Origin of the sequence: Actinoplanes sp. NPDC023801, assembly GCF_040639655.1 — a bacterium.
Lineage (GTDB): Bacteria > Actinomycetota > Actinomycetes > Mycobacteriales > Micromonosporaceae > Actinoplanes.
In genome coordinates this window covers 1-1,045 of sequence record NZ_JBFAAI010000092.1, presented here as the reverse complement: position 1 = coordinate 1,045, position 1,045 = coordinate 1, and the positions used below count along the sequence as shown (strand labels likewise).

General features: G+C 68.1%; 1 protein-coding gene. It reads left to right on the top strand.

Features of this window, described 5'->3' with window-relative positions; genetic code table 11:
• Nucleotides 1-113: 113 nt before the first annotated feature.
• Nucleotides 114-1,045 (top strand): GH25 family lysozyme (locus AB0G04_RS44235; RefSeq protein ID WP_360996778.1); only part of this gene is annotated, 932 nt, incomplete at its 3' end.

Sequence of the window (1,045 nt, the reverse complement as noted above, 5' to 3'; positions counted from 1 at the left end):
CACCGGCACCGCGACCAGTTTCAACTTCGCTGGGTACGCGGCCTTCGGTACCACCTGGTCCAACTTCAACCGCCTCCTCACCACCGCAGCAACCATCTGAGACGGGGAAGAACATGACGTTCACCAGACTGCTCGTGGTGACCGCGGCGGCAGCACTCGCCGTGGGCGCCCTGCCGGTCACCGCACAGGCCGCACCGGTCCCCGCGCCCAACGGCAGCGCCGCCGCGGGACACGAGACCGGCGTCCAGCCGGGCCAGCGGCTCGCCGCCGCGGTACCGCCGGGGTATGCGGTCACCGGCATCGACGTCTCCAACCACCAGGAAACGATCGACTGGGCGGCGGTCGCCAGGTCCGGGCAGCGGTTCGCCTACGCCAAGGCGACCGAGGGCACCGGGTTCCGCGACTCCTACTACGCGGCCAACCGCACCGGAGCACGCAACAACAACATCTACTTCGGCGCGTACCACTACGCCCGCCCGGACCGCAGCAGTGGGCGGGTACAGGCCGACTTCCTGCTGGACAACGCGCAGTACAGCAACGACGGCCGTACCCTGCCGCCGATGCTCGACATCGAGTGGCCGTGGGAGGGCTCCGGCAGCCCGTCACCGTGCTACGGCCTCTCGACACAGCAGATGGTCGCCTGGATCCGGGACTTCGTGAACCGGATCCGGGAACGGACCGGGCAGCGCACCATGATCTACACCAACGCCAACTGGTGGAACCCCTGCACCGGCAACAACACGTCGTTCGGTGACGAACCACTGTTCGTGGCCCGGTACAACACCTCGCCGAACCCGCTGCCGGCCGGCTGGTCGACGTGGAAACTGTGGCAGTTCACCAGCTCGGCCTCAGTGCCCGGCGTGTCCGGCGGCGTCGATCAGAACGTCTTCAACGGTACGGTGGCCGAGCTCGCGCAACTGGCCGGCGGCACAACGGAGCAGCCGTCTCGGGTCGGTGGTCGTTGGGGTGATTTCGATGGTGATGGCCGGCCGGATGTGGCGGGTGTCGCCGGTGGTGATCTGTGGGTGCATCGTGGTGCGGGTTC